This window comes from Mycobacterium montefiorense (assembly GCF_003112775.1).
GTDB lineage: Bacteria > Actinomycetota > Actinomycetes > Mycobacteriales > Mycobacteriaceae > Mycobacterium > Mycobacterium montefiorense.
In genome coordinates this window covers 151,381-167,017 of the sequence record NZ_BFCH01000018.1, presented here as the reverse complement: position 1 = coordinate 167,017, position 15,637 = coordinate 151,381, and the positions used below count along the sequence as shown (strand labels likewise).

Below are 15,637 nucleotides of genomic sequence, written 5' to 3'. Positions count from 1 at the left end.
CTATCGTTGTGGACAATTCTCATCCTCCTAATAAGTTGAGGCCGTTGCCGCGCCTACCGAAGAATCGCGGGACCAGTAAGGCGATCCCGATGAGTACCAATGAGGCAACCAACATCAGCGTGCCGACGGCGTTGATCGAAGGCTGAATTCCAAACCGGATCGCAGAGTAGATGCGAACTGACAGCGGCTGAGGATCCACACCGCTGGCGAAGAACGCGAGAACGAAGTCATCGAAGACGAGCGTGAAAATCAGGATGACGGCCGACATAATGGCCGGCAGCATCGTCGGTAGCGTCACCAGACGAAGCGCCTGAAAGCGAGTGGCGCCAAGGTCCATCGCGGCAGTCTCGATCTCGGGATTGAGCTCCGCGACCCTTGCCCGCAGGATCACCGTCACATAAGAGATCGAGAACGTCGTCTCCGCGAGAATCAGGGTTATCAATGAGGGGTGCAGCCCAACGCCTTTGAACAGCATCAGTGATGCGACACCGGTGACGATCTCCGGGGTGATCAGTGGAATCAGCATGATCGCGTTAGCGGCGTTGCCCAGCTTCGAGCGCGCACGGACCAGACCGAAGGCCAGCGGGACGCCGATCGCAACCGAACCGATCATCGCGATAACCGCCACAGTCACACTCGTGTGCAGGGATTGAATCAGCTCGTTGTCGTCGAAGAACGCCCGATACCAACGAAGCGACCAGCCGTCGAACACGGTGAGCGATTTCTTGCTGTTGAAGGAGAACAGAACCACCGAAATGATGGGCAGGTAAAGCAGGACGAAGAACAGCACCGTGACGCCAATGGCGAAGCGGGGCTTGCGATTAATCGGTGATCCCCTCATCGGCGTGCCGCCCTGGCATCGCGCGCGGTCTGTCGCAGGTAGGCGAGCATGCAGACCAGCAGCAAAATCATCAATGCCATGGTCAGTGCGGCGCCACCCGGCCAGTTCTGGCCGGCGAAGAACTTGTTTTGAATGAGGTTGCCGATCATCAGGTTGTCGGGGCCGCCCAGTAACTGCGCACTGATGAAATCGCCTATCGCAGGTAGGAATACGAGTGCCAGTCCCGCGTACGCGCCTGCCCTCGACATGGGCACGGTCACCGACAAGAAGGTACGCAGCGAGGTTCCGTAGAGGTCCCGCCCGGCATCGATGAGCGAGCCGTCCATGCGCTCCAACGAGGCGTAGATCGGCAGGATCATGAAGACGACATAGCCGTAGACCAGACCACCGATCACAGCGGCAGCGGTATTGAGGATCTGGAAATCCGCCGAGATGCCCAGCGGGCGCAGCCAGCTCATCAGGATGCCCTCGTCGGACAGCAGCGTCTGCCAGCCATACATCCGCACCAGGTAATTGGCAAAGAACGGCACTACGAGCAGTGCGACCAGAGCGTTCTTGTATCGCCCGCCGTGCCGGGCGATCGCGTAGGCAACCGGGTAGGCGATGAGCAGACAGATCACTGCAGCGGCTACCGCATACACCAAGCTGCGCAGCATAACCCGAACATAGGTCGGGGTGAAGATGCTTGCGATGTTGTCGAGCGTGCTGCCAAAGCGCGGGTTGCCCAATGCATCGGTGGTTCCGAAACTCAATGCAATGAGCAGCAAGAGCGCGAAGACGAAGAATGCCGACATCCACAAGGTGCCCGGCACCAACATCCAAGTCCACATGCGTTCCCCACGGACGCGCCGCGGCGTCGGGGTTCCTGTCTGCAGCGTTGTCGTGGTCATGCCCCGACCGTCATTTCCGTGTAGGCGGCGTCACGGGCTTGGGTCTTGGCCACACTGTTGTTGGCGTAATACAGATTGCGTGACAGGTCGTCGACGGTGACGGCGCACGACGGGAAATCCGCGACGATATCGGCGTATGTGCTCTCAGTCCCGTGGACTGGCATCGGATAACCGATGTGGTTGATGTTCTTCATGACATTCTCCGGACGCAGCATGTAGTCGATGAAGAGCAGCGCGGTGCCTGGATGGCGCGCACCGACCGGGATCGCGTAAGCATCGGTATTGATCGGTGCGCCTTGGATCGGCGCTTCGAATCCGTAGATCGACGGATCCTGCGCCTGCCGGAGCAACGCGGCAATATCACCACTCCAGGTCTGGTGCATCCAGGCGTCACCGGACAGCAAGTTGTTGTAGTCGTCACTGGAAAAGCCGCGCAGGTACGGACGCAGGCTGCGAAACTTCCTGACCAAGGCCGCGAGCTCCCGGTCGTCGGCGGTGTTGACGTCGTACCCGAGTAGCAGCGCAACCATGCCGAGCACTTCGTTGCGGTCAGCCAGGACGAACGTGTGCCCTTTCGATGTCTCGTTCCATAGGTCCGACCAACTGCCGGTGAGCTTTTCGCCGAGTTTGTCTTTACGCCAAGCGATTCCGGTCTTGTACATCGTGAACGGGATGGAATGCGCGGAATGCTGGTCGTACCAGGGGTTCCTGAAGTAGGCGTAGTGGTCGAAGATCAGCGGGGCGTTCTTCAGCGTCGACGGGTCGATGACGCGTAGCTGATTGGCAGCAACCATCTTCTGCACCCATTGCGCCGAGGGAAAGATGATGTCGTAGCGATTTCCGGCGGCGAGCTTGGCTTGCATACTTTCCATCGAGTCGAAATTCGACTGGATCACCTTGACGCCATATTCGCGCTCAAATCCCTGGAACACGCTGGGATGCACGTAATCCGCCCAATTGAAGTACACGAGATCACCGTCGATCTCGGGCTTGACGGGCTCGGTCTGGGCCGCTTGCAGTGTGGGCGTCAGGTAAGCGCAGCCGGGCAACCCAAGAAGCGCTGCGACGGCCGCACTGCCGGAGAGGAACCTGCGGCGTTGGATACCAGTGTTCATCGCCGTAGATCTTCAGGGAACTCGTCCCCGATCCCGAGCGCACCGCTAGCCTGTTCCCAGATCGCCGCACGGACGGAATCGATGGTCAGCGAAGGGTTCCCGAGCATCAACTGCCCACCGAAACCGTCACATAGCGCACTGATCATGCGAGCGAGCGCCCCGATGTCACATAGCTCGAACTCTCCGCTGGCCACGCCATCGGCGAGGGTTTCTGCGATCCAGTCTTGCTGCGCGCGGTCCAACTCAATGGCCAGAGCGCGTGACTCCGGGTCGCGGATCGCTCGACACCACAACTCCTGATACATGGCCCACTCTCTGCGCAAGCCGACGGTGGTCGGCAGCGACGCGGAGATGACGCGCGCCAGGCGTGCTGTCGCGGTACCGGCTGCGGTGTTTGCCTGATAAATATCGCGACCGGTGTTCTGGAAGGAATAGCGCAGCGCCGCGGCGAAGAGCTTCTCACGGTTGTCGAAGTGGTAGTGCAGTGCCGCCGTGGATACCCCGGCTCGCTCGGCGACCATCCGCATCCGAATGCTTTCAAAGCCCTCTTCGCTAATGATTTCGCAAGCGGCGGACAGGATCGCTTCCCTGGTCTCGGCCGCGATTTCGGCTCTGGTGCGCCTGCTGGTATCGGAAGGCACCATCCTCACCGACCGAGCTCTTCGTTCAGGTCGCCCAAGTCGGCGCGGATGCGACCGGCGAACCACGCGACACCGCGCTCACGCATGGACAGTGGCCCTGGCTGAAAATCGGTGTTGCCCAAACCGATTTGCATCCGCTGCACGAGGTCTTCGTCCTCATGCATGGTGATCGCGCTGATGTAGAAGTTGAGCTTTTGGGCGATGCGGGTGCGCTTTTCGCAGTTCGCTCGTCGTAGATAGACGCCGGGAACGTCGACCTCATCGACGCCACGCGGGTTCATCTTCCAAATCAGCACGTGGTCGGGATGCAAGTCGATCACTGTGTTCGGGTAGATCGCGATGTAGCGAAAGACGCGGTGGTCTTCTTCGATGAGCCCGGGCATGGGGTGTACCACTCGCTGATAAAGCCGCTCGGCCCAGTTGTCCGACGCCTTGTCGCGCAACGGCGCGTTGTAGACGGCATAGATATCGGCGGTCTCTACGGAATAACGCTTGTAGTCGAGCAGTCGCATGAGGCCTGGGTGCGCGACCGGGACGTGGTACCCCTCGAGGTAGTTGTCGACCGCCACCTTCCAGTTCGACTGTTGCGTGTGGTCGGGGTTGTTGACGTGGATGCGCGCCTTGCCGAACGGCTCCATCGTGCCGCCGAGGTAACGCTCCAGTAGCGGACGGACGCCCTCTAACTGCGGTCCAAGCGGTTCGGCGGCCATGTCGAGGTTGACGAAGATCAGTCCACAGAACACCTCGGCTCGGGCGCCGAAGAGTGACAGTTTCGATTTGTCGAGGCACGGGATCGTGCGGTTCTCCGGTGCCCCGACGAGCGTGCCGTCGAGGTGATACGTCCAGCCGTGGTACGGGCACCGCAGCGCCTTTTCCTCACCCGGCCCTGCCACCAGCCGGGTGCCGCGGTGCCGGCAGGTGTTGAGGTGGGCGCGGATGCTGCCGTCCTCGGTGCGGACGACTACGACCTCTTTACGTCCCACCGAACCGACGATGCGCGACCCCGGGTTCGGCAGATCGGTCACGTGTCCGACCAGCTGCCAGCTGCGGTCGAAGATCCGCCGCTGCTCGAGGTCGCCGACCCGCGGATCTGTGTAGTAGCGCGAATCCAACCCCGGCTCCAGCGGTTTGACGTCGCTTTTCGGGCGCGGTCTGGCCTTGACGGATGTCTCGTTCATCGGTGCGATGCGTCCTTCTGCTCGGCTTCCGAAAAATTTGGAACTAGCTAACTAACTGATTAGTTTGTTACTGTGCCAGTGTGCAGCATCACATGTCAAGGGTTAGGGCGATCTACGCCACAGCTCAAAGGTTGGGCAGCGTTCGGGAAAAGTCAGCCCGGACGCCGACCGCTTGGCTGGGCCTCACCCCCGAGCCGGAGCAGTCGCTTCCCGAACTGCTGGGCTTCCTCAAGGACGAGTCGACGCTTTCGCGGGAGCGCAGTGACGTCACCAGGCTCATCCTGCGGGGCACCAGCAGGCGGTGGTTGCGTTATCTCGACCGAGCAGCTCAGGTCGCGCTCGATGTCGCCGGCGGCAACCGCCAGGGCGACCCCGCGTTGGCTCTGTCCGTCGCACAAGTAGTGCTCGAGCACGACCGGATGCTGATCGGGCTGTCGGGCAACGCCTACTACCGCACCACCGAACGCCGAAAGCGTCTCGCCGCGGCCATTCCCGTACTCAAGGCACGTATCAACACCAACCCATTGGAGGTCTCGTGAAACTCGTCCTCGACCAAGACACCTGCCAGGGCTACGGCCTCTGCCAGGCAGCCGCTCCGGCACTCGTCGATCTCGATGACGATGGCTACGCCCACCTGATGAGCGACGACAACGTGCCTTCCGCTGAGCACAACCATGCCCACGACGCGGTGAACGCGTGCCCGGCGCGAGCCTTGCGGGTGCACAAGTGAGCCGGGATCTGACCAGCCTGTTCAACCCGTCCTCGATCGCGGTCGTCGGTGCCAGCACCGATCCGGCCAAGTGGGGCAATGCCGTTGCGATGCAGGCGCGTCGCGGCGCGTATCGACACCGCATCCAGTTGGTCAACCGAAGTGGCGGTGAAATCCTCGGACAACCGATGGTCAGATCGATTGCCGAACTGGACGGGCCCATCGACCTGGCAGTCATCGCGGTGCCCGAAGCCGGATTCGAGGCTGCCGTCGATGGCGTGCTTGCCAAGGGCGCGCGTGCCATCGTCGCGATCACAGCGGGTCTGGGTGAGGCCGGCGAGTTGGGACGAGCACGCGAGAATGCTCTGATAGCCCGTGTGCGAGACGCAGGAGCGGTGCTGGTCGGCCCCAATTGTCTTGGCCTCGTTGATAACACGACCGCGACCTATCTGTCGTCGAATCAGTTCGCAGTCGGCGACGTCGCGCTGCTGAGCCAGAGCGGCAATCTCGCCATCGAACTGGATCAGCTGTTCGCCGTTCGGGGCCTGGGTATCTCGCGGTTCGTCTCACTGGGCAACCAAACCGACGTAAACCTTGTCGAGTTGATCGACGATTGCGCGGCCCACCCCGAGACGTCCGCGATCGCCGTGTATATCGAGGACTTCCGGGACGGCCGCGGATTCGTCGACGCGGCCGCGGCCGCGGTCCGGTCGGGAACGCCGGTGGTGGTACTGGCCGCCGGTGCGAGCACCGCCGCTGCCCGCGGCGCCCAGTCCCACACCGGTTCTCTCACCAGCGATTCGGCGGTGATCACCGCGGCGTGCGCGGTAGCAGGCGCCACGCTGGTGCGCACTCCCCGTGAACTCGCTGACGTGTTGTGCGCCCTGCGGCAACGGGCGGTTCCGCGGGGACGCCGGGTCGCCGTCCTGACTGACGGTGGCGGGCACGGCGTCATCGCCTGTGACGTGGCCGAGGCAGCGGGACTCGATGTTCCCGCGCTCAGCGAGCCCACCCAGACCCGACTCCGGCAGGTGCTGTGGTCACAGTCCCACGTCAGCAACCCAGTCGACCTGGCTGGTGCGGGCGAGATGAATCCCGACAGCTACGCGCGGGCCTTCGCGGTGCTGCAGGAATGCGACGAGGTCGACGCGATCCTGATGACCGGGTACTTCGGCGGTTATTCGAGCGGTGAGGACGGTCTGACGGGTCTGGGACCAGCCGAGTGTGCGGCCGCCAAACAGATCGCCGCCGATGCTGCCGGCGCCAAACCGACAGCGGTGCAGTCGATCTTCCCCGATGCGCCGGCCACCCGGGCCCTTCGCGACGGCGGCGTACCCGTCTTCGCCGCGATCGAGGATGCTGCCACCGCGCTGGCCGCGGTAACCGGACAGGCATCGACGGCGACCCCGCTCAAGCTGCCGAAACCGGCACAGCCCGTGACCGCCACCGATTACATGGCATCACGCCGCGCTTTCACGGCTGCGGGAATCGAATTCGCCGCGGCGCGCGAGATTCGCACCATCTACGAACTGCGTACCGCCGCCGAAGAACTGAGTCCGCCGTTCGTCCTCAAGGCATTGGGACTGCTACACAAGTCCGATGCGGGCGGTGTAGTGGTGGGCTTGGCATCGCGCGAACTCCTCGTCAACGCGCATGCCCGCCTTGCCGCAAAGCTGAGCCCACCATCGTTCTCGGTCGAGGAGATGGCGGATCTGGCAAATGGGGTCGAGCTGATCGTCGGGGCCAGTTGGGATTCCCGTTTCGGACCGACCGTCCTGGTGGGGATGGGCGGCACCGCCACCGAGGTGCTGCGCGATGTACAGGTGGCACTGGCGCCGATCGACGAAGCCACGGCAATGCAGATGCTCAAGCGGTTACGCACCGCGCCGCTGCTCCGCGGACACCGCGGCAAGCCGGCGGTAAACGTCTCCGCAGCCGCCCGGACCATTGCCCGCTTCAGCCAATACGCCGCGGCTCACCCCGAAATCGCCGAACTCGAGATCAACCCGTTGTTAGTCACTCCGTCTGGGGCAACAGCTCTGGACGCTCGAATCGTCAAGCACTACTAGGAGATTGCGATGGACTTCACGTACACCGCCGACCAACAAGAACTCAAGGCGCGCGCAGCGGCATACGCCGAACTGCTGATGGGCTACGAGAACGAAGCCGAGCAGGCTGGTGGCCCGCTTCCGCAGGAAACAGTCGACAAGCTCGCCAAAGCGGCGATGGATGCCGGGCTGTACGGCATCAACATGCCGGTCGAGTGGGGTGGAGCGGGACTCACACTGCTCGAGCAGGTGATCGTCGAGGAGGAATTCGGCAAAGTCACGAATTGCCTATGGGACATACCGTGGCGGCCTTCCAACGTGCTGGCATTGGCGTCGCCCGAGCAGCGGGAGCGCTACTTGCTGCCCATCCTGCGCGGGGAGCGTTTCGACGCATTTGCCACCACCGAACCTGACGCCGGATCCGACGCGGGCGCGATCGCGACCACTGCCACTCCGGTAGACGGCGGGTGGGTGCTCAACGGAGAGAAGTGGTTCGTCACTTGCGGTGACATCGCGGACTTCCTGCTCGTGCAGGCAAATGTGCTGCCCGACAACAAATCCACTCTGTTCTTTGTCGAGAAGAGCACTTCAGGCGTCCGCTTGAGCCGGACACCGCACTTCATGCACTCCGCCGTCAACGGCCACCCCGAGTTCATCTTCGAGGACGCCTTCGTCCCTGCCAATGCCGTCCTGGGCGAGATCGGACAGGGCTTTGAACTCACCAAGGACTGGTTCACCGACGAACGTCTGATGATCGCCGCACGTACCGTCGGGGTGGCCGAGCGCGCGCTGCGGCTGGCCCGCGATTGGGCCATCCAGCGCAAACAATTCGGAACCCCGATCAGCGACTTTCAGATGATCCAGTCGATGCTGGCGGACTGCGCGGTCGACATCGCCGTCAACCGTTCCTACACCCACCAGGCCGCCTGGGAGGCCGACAATGGCGTGGACCGCAAGACGTTGCACGCCAAGGCATCTATCGCGAAGTTGTCAGCGAGCGAAGCCGCGGGTCGGGTAGTCGACCGCTGCCTGCAGATCTTCGGTGGCCGCGGATACGACAGGGCCTACCCCATCGAGCGGATGTACCGCGAGGTACGCGTCGACCGGATCTGGGAGGGCACCTCAGAAATCCAGCGGGTCATCATCGCGAACGAACTCATCAAGCGCGGTACAGCGTTCCTCGATCTGCCGGTCGCCTAAATGAGCCAAGTACTACGGTCCGACGCGCACCGCGGGACGGTCGCCCTGGTCACCGGCGGCGGCACCGGCATCGGCCGGGCCGTTGCCCTCGACCTGGCAAGGTGCGGCGCCGACGTGGTGATCGCCGGCCGGCGGCCGGAGCCGCTGGAGAAGACGGCGGCCGAGATCGAAGCCCTTGGCGCGCGAGCACTCGCCGTTGCAACCGACGTGAGGGAGGACGAACAGGTTCAGCGTTTGACCGATCGCACGCTCGAACGGTTCGGCCGGATCGACATCCTGGTCAACAACGCGGGCGGACAGTTCAGTGCCCCCGCCGAAGAGATCACAGTCAAGGGGTGGCGCGCCGTGCACCGCGTCACGGTCGATGCGGCATGGGCGGTGACCCGTGAGGTCGCGGTGCGCACAATGATCCCACAGCGGTCGGGTGCAATCTTCTTCATCGCGTTCTCACCGCGACGCGGTATCGCCTCGATGGTGCACGCGAGCGCGGCCCGAGCCGCACTGGAGAACCTGGCGGCGGGACTTTCCCTGGAATGGAGCCGGTTCGGGATTCGGACCGTCTGCATCGCGCCGGGCACGATCACGACAGAAGGCATGGAGCGCAACTACTCCCCCGAGGACCGTGCCACCTGGGAAGCGGCGGTGCCGCTGCGCCGATTCGGCACGCCAGCCGAAGTCTCGGAAGTGATCGCATTTCTCGCGTCACCTTCGGGGAGCTATGTCACCGGCACCACCGTCGTCATCGACGGCGGCGCCGATGCCTTGGGCGCCGGACATCCGGCACCCGAACTCGTTGCATCAACTATTGAAAGGAATTGATGATAAATGGAATTCGCATACACCGAACGGCTAGGCGAGCTCAAAGCCCGCGCCCGCACCCTCACCGAGAAGATCATGCCATTCGAGGACGAGTGTGAGCGCAACAACGGACTGACGGCCGAGTCGCACGCCTCGATCAAGGCCGCCGTGCTCGACTCGGGCTTGCAGGCGATCAACACGGCAACCGAGTTCGGCGGGGCTGGACTGAGCGTGCTGGAACAGGTCGTGGTGCAAGACGAACTGGGCAAGCTGACAAACGCACTGTGGGACACGGTGTGGCGGCCGGCCAACCCGCTCGTGCACGCCTCTGCGGAGCAACGCGAGCGATACCTGATCCCCAGCGCGCGTGGCGACAGGCGTGATGCGGTTGCTATCTCGGAAGCCGATGCCGGATCGGACTTCTCGGCAGCCAAGACCACTGCGACCCCGGACGGCGACGGCGGCTACGTGATCAACGGCGAAAAGTGGTTCGTCACCGTAGGAGACGTCGCCGACTATCTGATCGTGCTCGCCTACGTCGAACCGGAGCACGCTCCGACCATGTTCCTGGTGGATGTCGACACACCAGGTGTAGCGATCACCAACGTCCCGCGTTACACCCACACGTTCGTCTACGAGCACCCCGAATTCAGCTCACCGACGTGCGAGTGGGTGCGAATGCAGTACTGGGCGGCGTCGGCGCCGGGCTCGAACTAACCCGGGATTGGTTCACCGAGGAGCGATTGATGATCGGCGCGCGGACCATCGGTGCCGCGGAACGCGCACTGACGCACGCCGTCGACTGGGCGCGGGAACGAGTGCAGGGCGGCCAGCCCCTGATCAACCGGCAGCTCATTGCGGGGATGATCGCCGACTCGGTCGTCGACATCACCACCAATCGAGCCCTCACCCACCAGGTTGCCTGGGAGTTCGACCAGGCCGATCTGACGGACCCGGATCAGCGAAAGACCTTGCACGCCAAGGCTGCAACAGTAAAGCTCGCCGCGTCCGAAGCATCTAATCGGGTGGCCGATCGAGCAGTGCAGATCTTCGGCGGCCGGGGCTATATCCGGGACTATCCGGTTGAGCGGCTCTGGCGAGAGCTGCGGGTCGACCGGATCTGGGAAGGCACCTCAGAGATTCAACGCCTCGTCATCGCGAATGAGGCCAGCAAGCGCGGCCTGGGACAGCTGCTCTCGTTTCGCACACCGGCTGACGTGAAGTGACTCCCGGCTACAAAAAGTGTCACGCGCCATATATGCGTAGTCTTACCATATATTATGCTGGTTGACGTGTTCGATGACATTGCCGGGGCGGTTGACGTCTGGCGTGATGGTGACGTTGCGGTGATCATGCTGCGACGAGAGCGCAAGCTCAATGCGCTCTCGTCGCACATGGAATCCGAATTGCAACGCGCACTGAGCAGTCCGGAAGTCAAATCCAGCCGGGCCGTGGTCATCACAGGCGGGGATACCGTGTTCTCGGCCGGCGCGGACACCACCGAACTGCAGACCATGACCACGCGCGACATCGTCGAGTACTACCGCGGCTCGGGCAGGGTATACGAGGAATTCGCTATGCTGCCGCAACCGACGGTAGCCGCGATCACCGGCTACTGCCTGGGCGGCGGACTCGAACTGGCACTGGCGGCCGACCTACGAATCGCCGACACTGCAGCAGTTTTCGGCCTCCCCGAGATAGGTATCGGGATCCTGCCCTCCTCAGGTGGACTCACCCGAATAGTTCGAGCCGTGGGTGCTGGGCGCGCAAGCGACCTGGTGCTGCGCGGCAGACGCCTTGACACCTCACAGGCCGAACAGTGGGGCATCGTCACTGAGATCTCGTCACCCGGAGAGCATTTGAACTGCGCGATAACCGTTGCGCAGACACTCGCCGCTCACTCCCCGCTCGCATTACAGATCACCAAACAGGTGCTGAATGTGAGCTTCGACGCGCCTAAGGAGGCTGCCCTATTGCTCGAGCAGCTCGCCTATACGGTCCTCAACGACGCCCCCGAATTCTGCGGCCGTCCATAAGACCTCCGGTGTCAGCCGTGCGCGCACTTGCCATGTGTTGACCCGTCATTCACCATGTCTTATGAGCTGAACCGCTCGCAATTCGCCTGGGCTCCAACATCAGAACCATTGCAAACTAGAAGGATGAGCGATGATTGCCCCACCGGATTTCGCACTGCGCCCGCCCGAGGTCAACTCCGCAATGATGTACACGGGAGATGGCTCAGGCTCGATGCTGGCCGCAGCATCTGCATGGCGACATGTCGCCGCAGAACTGAACGATGCCGCGTCGGCCTTTGCCTCGACCATGACCACACTGGTAGACGACGAATGGCACGGCCCGGTCTCAGCATCACCGGCAGGAGCCGCCGCGGCACGCTATACGAGATGGCTGCGAACCACCGCCGCCTGGGCCGATCGCAACGCCAGGCAAGCCGACGCAGCCGTGGCCGCCTACGAAACCGCATTCGCTGCAACCGTTCCGCCATCAGTGGTCGCGGCTAACCGCAGCCAACTGGCTCACCTGGTGGCGACCAACTTCCTCGGCCAGAACAGCCCGGCAATCATGGCCACCCAGCTGCAATACATCGAGATGTGGGCTCAAGACGCCCAAGCGATGACCAGCTACGCGCTCGCGTCGATGGCCGCGGCGCAGTTGACAGCCCCTGGCCCACCACCACAGGTCGTCAATGGGGCGGACGATCGAGACCCCGGAGCCAACGGACTCAAAGACGACGGTCCCCCAGATTGGTGGACGGACTTCATGAACAACTGGGGCCCGAACTCAAACATGATGAACTCCCTTGCCACCATCGTCGCCGGCTTCAGACGTGGACGGGATTGGTTGCCGGGGGTGACGTAGCGGCGGCAGCTGGGGACGGTGCGGTGGCAATCGGGGACGGTGCGGCGGCGGCAGCTGCCGACGCCGGCATACTCGGTGGCGCGCTGTCCGGAGCGACCCGTTTCGGAAACGTCACGGCCAGCACTGGCAACGCGACCCTGATCGGCAAGCTATCGGTGCCGCCGAGCTGGACCACAGCGTCGGAGATAACCCGCGTCTCATCGGCGATCGGCACTCCCCTGGTTGCGCCGGCGCAAGCGGCCGCGGCCGGTATGCCCGGGATGCCCATGGCGAACATGGCCGCTCGAAACGTGGGGCGCCATGCCCCGCAGTACGGTTTCCGCCCACAGATGGTGGCGCGGCCGCCCTGCGGCGGCTAACGACGAACCAGCTGTCAAGCGCCTTCGGTGACCGCGTGCTGGACGCGGTCACCGTTGCGCGCCCCATTTAAAACGGATGTGTCCGAAGGAAGTTCGAACGCCGGAAACGCAGAACCCACCGCGGCGGCCGCGGCGCTTCGTTGGGCTTCCAGGCGTGCCAACGCCTCCGGCGTGAACACCGACAGGCCGAGTTCCGGGTTGTATCCGTGGATTTCCTTCACGTCGAGCTGAGCCAGGAAATACAGGATTTCTTTGGAGACGACCTGACCCGGGACCAGCACCGGGAAGCCCGGCGGATAGGGCACCACGAACGTGGTGGACACCAATTTCCTGCCGTCGGCGATCCGCCGGCCCGCGCTGCCGATCTGCACGTACTCACGGTCGGACTCTTCGTACCCCGCGTAGAACGCCGACCGCATGTCACCGAAGGCGCAGGCATCCACCGGGCGGAAGGCGATATCGAATTCGCTGAAGTCGGGAAGATGCGGCAGATCCTGGGTGATCTCCTCGACGCGGCGCTGGTGCAGCGTCCAGTCGGCCACGCTGGCCAGCTCCCTCTCCCGGTCGAGGTCGGTGGCCACCCGGCGCAGCACGTCGAGCAGATGATGCACGCTCGACCAGGTGACACCGATGGTGAAGATCAGCAGCACGCTGTTGATCGATGTCTTGTTGATCTGAATTCCGAAGCGCTCCATCAGGATCTTCTCGCGGAAGTCGTACCCGTTCATTCCGGTGTTGCCGAGGAACAGGGTGACTCTGGTCGGGTCCAGCACGAACTGATCCGACCGCCAGGCTTCGTTCCACTCCGCCAGCGCACCCTGCCGAACCTCGCGATACGAGCTGACCGCGGACGCCCGGAACTCCTCGGGCACCAGGTCGGCTTCGTCGAGAATGCGGAACCACTTGCTGATCAGCCGGTCCTTGCGGACCCGGTGCCGGAACACCAGTGCCATGTCATAGGTCTGCCGAACCAACTGGAATCCCTCGATGTCGACCTGCCGGCGTGCCAGGTCCAACGAGGCGAGCAGTTGCTGATTCGGCGATGTCGAGGTGTGGGTCAAGAACGCCTCACCGAACGCGTCGCGGGCGCGCGAATTGAAATCCCGGTCGCGCACGTGGATCATCGACGACTGCCGGAACGCCGACAGCGACTCGTGGGTGGAGTGCGTCGCGTAGACGCGCACCCGCGCCTTGCTGGGGTCGGGCAGCAGCCGATGGTTCACCCACTGCGACCGTGGGATCCCCTCCATCGATGCGGCCCAATTACGGTATTCCGCAGCATATTCCGGCGACGCCAGCATCTGTTCGAGACGATCCGCCGCAACCATGGCGGTCCGCTGCCGGGCCCAGGGAACGGCAGTCGCGAAGGCGTACCACGCCTCATCCCACAAAAAGCAGATGTCCGGCTTGATCGCCAGCACCTCTTCCATCACCCGCTGCGGGTTGTAGACGACGCCGTCGAAGATGCAGTTGGTGAGCAACACCATGCGCACCTTGTCCAGTTCGCCGGCCGCCTCCAGGTCCAGCAGCTTGGTCTTGATCGTCTCCAGCGGCACCGCGCCGTAGATCGCGAACTGCGGCAGCGGATAAGCGTCCAAATAGAGCGGATAGGCGCCGGCCAGCACCAGACCGTAGTGGTGCGACTTGTGGCAGTTTCGGTCGATCAGCACGATGTCGCCCGGGCGGGTCAGCGACTGCACGACAATCTTGTTGGCTGTCGACGTGCCATTGGTGACGAAGTACGTCTGGTTGGAATTCCAGGTTCGCGCGGCTTTGTCCATCGCCTTCTTGATGTTGCCGTGCGGGTCCAGCAGCGAGTCCAGGCCGCCCGAGGTGGTCGAGGTCTCCGCCATGAAGATGTTGCGGCCGTAGAACTCCCCCATGTCCTGCAGTGACCGCGAGTTGAAGATGCTGGCGCCCCGCGCGACGGGCAGCGCGTGGAATTGGCCGACCGGCGAGTCCGCATAAGCCCGTAGAGCATCGAAAAACGGTGTTGCGAAACGATTCCGGAGCCCGGCGAGCACCGTGCTGTACAGATCGGTGACATCGTTGAGTCGGTAGAACGTCCGGTCGTAGACGCCGTTTTCCGCGTCGTTGCCGGCCGCGATCGACTCGTCGGTGAGCAGGTAGAGGTCGATGTGCGGTCGTAGCTCGCGGATCCACTCGCCGCATTCGATGCAGTCGGTGCCGCAGTCGCGGCTGACCGGATCGTCGGTGGCGCCCAGCAGTGTGTTCATCAGCGGGACCCGGTCACGCGAGCGCAGCGGCACGTCGTGGCGGATGATCGCAGCCTGAATCTCGCCGTTCAGCGCCACCGCGGTGATGGCGTCCTCGACGCTCGACACCACCAGCAGCTCGAACTGCACATCATCGGAGGCACCGCGCAGCTCCCGCAGGCTTTCGGCCAGGCAGTCGGGTCCCATCGTGGGCGAGTCGTCGGCGAGCAGCACGGTGTAGAACTGCTGCTGTTTGGCTTCGGCCACCAACTCCTGGTCGGCCAACGGGGCGGACGTGTCGAAAAGTGCTGTACGGTCGCCATATTCGCTGAGCAGACGCACCGCCAGCGACACCTCCTCGGCGAGCCGCACCGTGGACAGGCTTTCGAGGTGAGCACGGTAGGTCGCCAGGTTCTCTCGCCCGGGATACAGCCAATACCGCTCGTAGGCATTCAGACGGTCCATCAGCCGCCTGACCTTCGCCACCTCGTGCGATTTGTCCAGCCCGGCCAGGTCAACCTCGGCGAGGTGACGGCACGCGTCGTCGAGCAGGTTCCAGGTGTCGATGCGCGTGTACGACGGGTTGGCCACCGCCGCCAGCGCGGAGACGCGCAGCCGGCGCGTGTAGGCACTGTAGGGATTCATGTCGTCACCGTTCTCTGGTGCGGTTGCGGCCGCCAGTGCAGCTATGACGTATCGCGGCAGGCACGGAAATGCTCCGCCACCATTGTTATCCGGTATGGCCTGAGTCCGCGATCTTTTCGC

At 63.4% G+C, this 15,637-nt stretch carries 16 protein-coding genes; 10 read left to right on the top strand and 6 right to left on the bottom strand.

The annotated features are described in order from the left end of the window. Positions 1–19: 19 nt before the first annotated feature. From DB708_RS13490 to DB708_RS13470, 5 genes are read right to left on the bottom strand one after another with little or no spacing between them, the layout of a single operon-like run. Entirely contained in the window at positions 20–841 is an 822-nt protein-coding gene (locus DB708_RS13490; RefSeq protein ID WP_108922566.1) for an ABC transporter permease, read from the bottom strand. Further along, positions 838–1,731, bottom strand: coding sequence for an ABC transporter permease (locus DB708_RS13485; RefSeq protein ID WP_108922565.1), 894 nt, complete (start codon positions 1,729–1,731; stop codon positions 838–840). The genes DB708_RS13490 and DB708_RS13485 overlap by 4 nt, the downstream gene beginning before the upstream one ends. Further along, a complete protein-coding gene (locus DB708_RS13480) occupies positions 1,728–2,846 on the bottom strand; it encodes an extracellular solute-binding protein (RefSeq protein ID WP_108922563.1) in 1,119 nt (372 codons plus the stop codon). The genes DB708_RS13485 and DB708_RS13480 overlap by 4 nt, the downstream gene beginning before the upstream one ends. After that, entirely contained in the window at positions 2,843–3,490 is a 648-nt protein-coding gene (locus tag DB708_RS13475) for a TetR/AcrR family transcriptional regulator (RefSeq protein WP_108922562.1), read from the bottom strand. Before DB708_RS13475 ends, DB708_RS13480 begins: the two co-directional genes overlap by 4 nt. 2 nt (positions 3,491–3,492) lie before the next feature. Further along, positions 3,493–4,665, bottom strand: a complete 1,173-nt coding sequence (locus tag DB708_RS13470; protein ID WP_108922560.1) for an aromatic ring-hydroxylating oxygenase subunit alpha — start codon at positions 4,663–4,665, stop codon at positions 3,493–3,495. A gap of 92 nt (positions 4,666–4,757) precedes the next feature. On the opposite strand from DB708_RS13470, the gene DB708_RS13465 reads away from it, so the two are divergent. The 10 genes from DB708_RS13465 to DB708_RS13425 all read left to right on the top strand — a co-directional run bounded on the left by DB708_RS13465 (position 4,758) and on the right by DB708_RS13425 (position 12,656). Then, positions 4,758–5,204: a hypothetical protein gene (locus DB708_RS13465; protein ID WP_133251009.1), complete on the top strand. Its 447-nt coding sequence runs from the start codon at positions 4,758–4,760 to the stop codon at positions 5,202–5,204. Then, positions 5,201–5,395, top strand: coding sequence for a ferredoxin (locus tag DB708_RS13460; RefSeq protein WP_108922556.1), 195 nt, complete (start codon positions 5,201–5,203; stop codon positions 5,393–5,395). The genes DB708_RS13465 and DB708_RS13460 overlap by 4 nt, the downstream gene beginning before the upstream one ends. After that, entirely contained in the window at positions 5,392–7,443 is a 2,052-nt protein-coding gene (locus DB708_RS13455) for an acetate--CoA ligase family protein (protein ID WP_108922555.1), read from the top strand. The genes DB708_RS13460 and DB708_RS13455 overlap by 4 nt, the downstream gene beginning before the upstream one ends. Before the next feature lie 9 nt (positions 7,444–7,452). Further along, entirely contained in the window at positions 7,453–8,622 is a 1,170-nt protein-coding gene (locus tag DB708_RS13450; protein ID WP_108922553.1) for an acyl-CoA dehydrogenase family protein, read from the top strand. Continuing rightward, positions 8,623–9,441 (top strand): SDR family oxidoreductase, encoded by an 819-nt coding sequence (locus DB708_RS13445; RefSeq protein WP_108922551.1) that lies wholly within the window; start codon positions 8,623–8,625, stop codon positions 9,439–9,441. It abuts the gene before it with no gap. Positions 9,442–9,447: 6 nt separating this feature from the next. Next, positions 9,448–10,137: an acyl-CoA dehydrogenase family protein gene (locus DB708_RS27710; protein WP_235616759.1), complete on the top strand. Its 690-nt coding sequence runs from the start codon at positions 9,448–9,450 to the stop codon at positions 10,135–10,137. Beyond that, a complete protein-coding gene (locus DB708_RS27705; RefSeq protein ID WP_235616758.1) occupies positions 10,089–10,646 on the top strand; it encodes an acyl-CoA dehydrogenase family protein in 558 nt (185 codons plus the stop codon). The genes DB708_RS27710 and DB708_RS27705 overlap by 49 nt, the downstream gene beginning before the upstream one ends. Before the next feature lie 66 nt (positions 10,647–10,712). Further along, positions 10,713–11,456, top strand: coding sequence for an enoyl-CoA hydratase/isomerase family protein (locus tag DB708_RS13435; protein ID WP_201263517.1), 744 nt, complete (start codon positions 10,713–10,715; stop codon positions 11,454–11,456). 130 nt (positions 11,457–11,586) lie between these two features. Then, complete coding sequence (locus tag DB708_RS13430; RefSeq protein WP_108922548.1) at positions 11,587–12,297, top strand: PPE family protein; 711 nt, start codon at positions 11,587–11,589, stop codon at positions 12,295–12,297. Positions 12,298–12,320: 23 nt separating this feature from the next. Then, positions 12,321–12,656 carry a PE/PPE C-terminal domain-containing protein gene (locus DB708_RS13425; protein ID WP_108924177.1) on the top strand — a complete coding sequence of 112 codons (336 nt, stop codon included), beginning with the start codon at positions 12,321–12,323 and terminating at the stop codon, positions 12,654–12,656. 14 nt (positions 12,657–12,670) lie between these two features. On the opposite strand, the gene DB708_RS13420 is transcribed toward DB708_RS13425, so the two are convergent. Next, positions 12,671–15,517, bottom strand: coding sequence for an aminotransferase class I/II-fold pyridoxal phosphate-dependent enzyme (locus DB708_RS13420; RefSeq protein ID WP_108922546.1), 2,847 nt, complete (start codon positions 15,515–15,517; stop codon positions 12,671–12,673). Positions 15,518–15,637: the final 120 nt, after the last annotated feature.